Below are 3,306 nucleotides of genomic sequence, written 5' to 3'. Positions count from 1 at the left end.
GTAGGGGCCGTATCGCTCGGGCAGATCGCGCCAGGGCGAGCCGGTGCGCAGGATGTAGAATATCCCGTTCAGTACCGTCCGGTCATCGACGCGCGCGACCCCACGCGGCTTGTTCGGCAGGAGCGGCTGGATAATCCGCCACTCCGCGTCGCTCAAATCAAAACGTGCCATGATCCACCTCCTGTTCGGGAAAGTGAATCACAAACAACGACAATTGGGAATCCAGTTAATGAGTACAGAACCTAATCGCTCCCGGGCGGAGAGGCTGCGCCACGCTTGATTGTGTGATTGGGGGTTTCACCCCCAAACCCCCAGGATATTTTGTGAAAGCTGAAAGGGACGGCGTGTTGCGTCGTGTCAGATCTGTCGGCCTTGCAGCAGTCTGGGCAGGTCTCCGGTCAGACCGGCGGCTTCCCTGATGAAGCCGCGGCGCAGGCCGGGCACTGAGTTGACCAGGCCAAGGCCGATGTCGCGGGCGGTGCGCAGGAGCGGGTTGTCGTTGGAAAAGAGCCGGTTGGCGGCTTCGGTCGCTGCCACCATCTGGGCCACGTCGAAACGACGCCATTGCTGATACCGCTCCAGCACGTCGATGCGGCCGTAATCCTCGCCGCGCCGTTTGGCTTCCGTCAGAACTTCGGCCAGTGCGCCTACGTCCTTCAGCCCTGCGTTCAGCCCCTGGCCAGCGATCGGGTGCATGCCATGGGCAGCGTCCCCCACCAGGGCCAGACGGTCGGCGATGAATTCATTCGCGACTGTCAGGTTCAACGGATAGGTAAAGCGTTTTCCGGCCAGGCTGATTTCGCCCAGGAACGAGCCGAAGCGGGGACGCAGTTCGGCCAGGTAGCCTTCGTCATCCAGCGCGTGGATGTGTGCGGCCTCTGTGTGGCTTTCGGTCCAGACGATGGAGCTCTGGTTGCCGGGCAGGGGCAGGATTGCCAGTGGTCCGGGGGGCATGAAGAACTGGTGCGCCACGCCGCCGTGGGGCAGTTCATGGTCGATGGCGCAGACCAGCGAGGTCTGGCCGTAGTCATGTCCGGTACGCCCGATGCCGGCCCGTTCGCAGGTGCCCGAGCGGCGCCCGTCGCAACCCACCACCATGCGGCCGGTCAGCGTCCTGCCGGAGCCGAGCACCAGGGTGACGGAGGCCGGTCCGATGTCCTGCGCCACCACGGTGTCGCCATCGATCAGGGTGACTTTCGGGTGCGCCTCGACCGCCTCCAGCAGGGCGCGGGACAGGAAACGATCCTCGACCATGTAGCCCATCGGGCCTTCGTCGATCTCGGCATGGTCGAATTCCAGCACGAAAGGGCCGGGGCCTTCACCGGCGCGGCCGTCCGAGATACGAATATCCAGAAGCGGTTGTGCGTCTGCGCCCACGCGGGACCAGACGCCGATCGCCTTTAAAAGTCGCTGCGAGGCCAGGGCGAGCGCATAGCCGCGCCCGTCGAAGGCCTCTTCCCCGCGCGCACCCCTGGGCAGGGCGTCCACCACGGTTACGTTGAAGCCGGTATCGCCCAGGGCCAGCGCAAGGGCCGGGCCGTTCAGCCCGCCGCCAACGATCAGGATATCACTGTCGAGTTTCATGCTCCCTTTTTGACGCCCGTATCAGGGATTGTCCATGCGCCGTGGGGCGGGTACCGTCGCCGGAAACGGCGGAGGGCAGAATGGACGCAAACTGGCTGAGCATGAGCATGGCAGACCTTGGCCGGGGTATTGGCGCGGGGCAGATCGACCCGGTGGCGCTGACCCGGACCTATCTGGATGCGATTGCAGCGAGCCCGGTGGCCGGGCGGATCTATGCCCGCGTGACTGCTGACCGTGCCCTGACCGAGGCGGCGGCAGCACAGCGTCGCGTGGAGGCGGGGCAGCGCCTGGGGCTGCTTGACGGCGTTCCCGTCAGCTGGAAGGACCTGTTCGACAGTGCGGGTGTGGCGACCGAGGCGGGCTCGGCGCTGCTGAAGGGGCGCGTACCTGCGCGCGATGCCCGGGTGCTGGCCAATGCCGCCACCGCCGGGCTGGTCTGTCTGGGCAAGACGCATATGAGCGAGCTGGCCTTTTCCGGGCTTGGCGTGAACCCGATCACAGCCACGCCTCCTTGCGTGAATGATCCCGGTGCGGCACCGGGCGGTTCCTCCTCGGGGGCGGCGGCCTCGGTCGCGTTCAACCTGGCGCCCTGCGGGATCGGCTCGGACACGGGGGGGTCGGTGCGCATCCCTTCGGCCTGGAACGATCTGGTGGGGCTCAAGACCTCGCACGGGCGGCTCAGCACCCGGGGTGTCGTGCCGCTGGTGGCGAGTTTCGACACGGTCGGACCGCTGTGCCGCTCGGTCGAGGATGCCGCGCTGATGCTGGGTGTGCTGGAGGGCGCAGCGGCACCGGACCTGCGGGGGGCGTCCTTGCAGGGCACACGGTTTCTGGTGCTTGAGAACGGGTTGGATGACGCGCGCGATGGCCCCATGTCCGGTTTCGATAGGGCGGTCGGACGGATGGTGGAGGCCGGGGCCGAGCTGCGGCACCAGCGCCTGACCTGCGTTGACGAGGCGCTATCGCTTTCCGGGGTGCTCTTTACGACCGAGGCCTACGCCACCTGGCGCGATCAGATCGAGGCGCAGCCAGACCTGATGTTCGGCGAAATCCGCGAACGCTTCCGGTCGGGCGGGCAGTTCTCGGGTGTGGAATTCATCCGTGCCTGGCAACGCCTTCGCATGCTCAGGGTTGAATTCCACAAGCTGATTGCTGGATACGATGCGGTGCTTTTGCCCAGTTCGCCAATCCTTCCACCCAACCTTGAGCGGCTGGAAACCGACAGCGAATACTATGTGACCGAAAACCTGCTGGCCCTGCGCAATACCCGGGTGGGGAACCTGATGGGCTCGGCGGGCGTGAGCCTGCCCACCGGAGTTCCGTCGACCGGATTGATGATACTGACCCCGCCGGGCAGCGATCATCGCCTTTTGCGCCTTGCGGCGGCGGCCGAGCGGGCATTGGCCTAAAAGCCACAGCCCGCCACCACAAGCCGCGAAATTTGCGGGCTTTTTCTGGACGCTGCCGTGAAGGCCCGCTATCCTCGGGTGAAACGGGGCGGCATGACCCCGGCACATGAGGCAGTATCAGGCGGTCAGAATGACCTATCCCAAGCGGTTCGCCGCTCTACCGGAATATGCGTTTCCGCGTCTGCGGAGCCTTCTGGATCATCACGATCCGGGCGGCGATGTCGTGCATATGACCATTGGTGAGCCGAAACATGCCTTTCCCTCCTGGGTTGGTGACGTGCTGGCGGACAACACCGCCGGGTTCGCGAATTAT

Annotated in this window: 3 protein-coding genes and 1 pseudogene; 2 read left to right on the top strand and 2 right to left on the bottom strand. The window is 65.4% G+C overall.

The window, feature by feature from the left end:
• Together Q1V43_RS13165 and Q1V43_RS13160 are read right to left on the bottom strand one after the other, a co-directional pair.
• Window positions 1-171 (bottom strand): transposase (locus Q1V43_RS13165; RefSeq protein ID WP_300518781.1); only part of this gene is annotated, 171 nt, incomplete at its 3' end.
• A 186-nt stretch (window positions 172-357) separates the two neighbouring features.
• On the bottom strand, window positions 358-1,584 hold the full coding sequence (locus Q1V43_RS13160; protein ID WP_300518778.1) for an FAD-dependent monooxygenase: 1,227 nt from the start codon (window positions 1,582-1,584) through the stop codon (window positions 358-360).
• An 80-nt stretch (window positions 1,585-1,664) separates the two neighbouring features.
• On the opposite strand from Q1V43_RS13160, the gene Q1V43_RS13155 reads away from it, so the two are divergent.
• On the top strand, window positions 1,665-2,993 hold the full coding sequence (locus tag Q1V43_RS13155; protein ID WP_300518775.1) for an amidase family protein: 1,329 nt from the start codon (window positions 1,665-1,667) through the stop codon (window positions 2,991-2,993).
• A gap of 130 nt (window positions 2,994-3,123) precedes the next feature.
• A pseudogene (locus tag Q1V43_RS13150) lies at window positions 3,124-3,306 on the top strand (aspartate aminotransferase); the annotation flags it as partial.

Origin of the sequence: Aliiroseovarius sp., assembly GCF_030148435.1 — a bacterium.
In the GTDB taxonomy this organism is placed as follows: Bacteria; Pseudomonadota; Alphaproteobacteria; order Rhodobacterales; family Rhodobacteraceae; genus JASBTN01.
The sequence above is the reverse complement of the archived record's forward strand: the minus strand, read 5'-3'. Positions and strand labels throughout refer to the sequence as shown.

Coding starts and splice junctions, on each gene's coding strand:
- Q1V43_RS13160 (WP_300518778.1), bottom strand. CDS start 1,584: ATGAAACTCGACAGTGATATCCTGATCGTTGGCGGCGGGCTGAACGGC.
- Q1V43_RS13155 (WP_300518775.1), top strand. CDS start 1,665: ATGGACGCAAACTGGCTGAGCATGAGCATGGCAGACCTTGGCCGGGGT.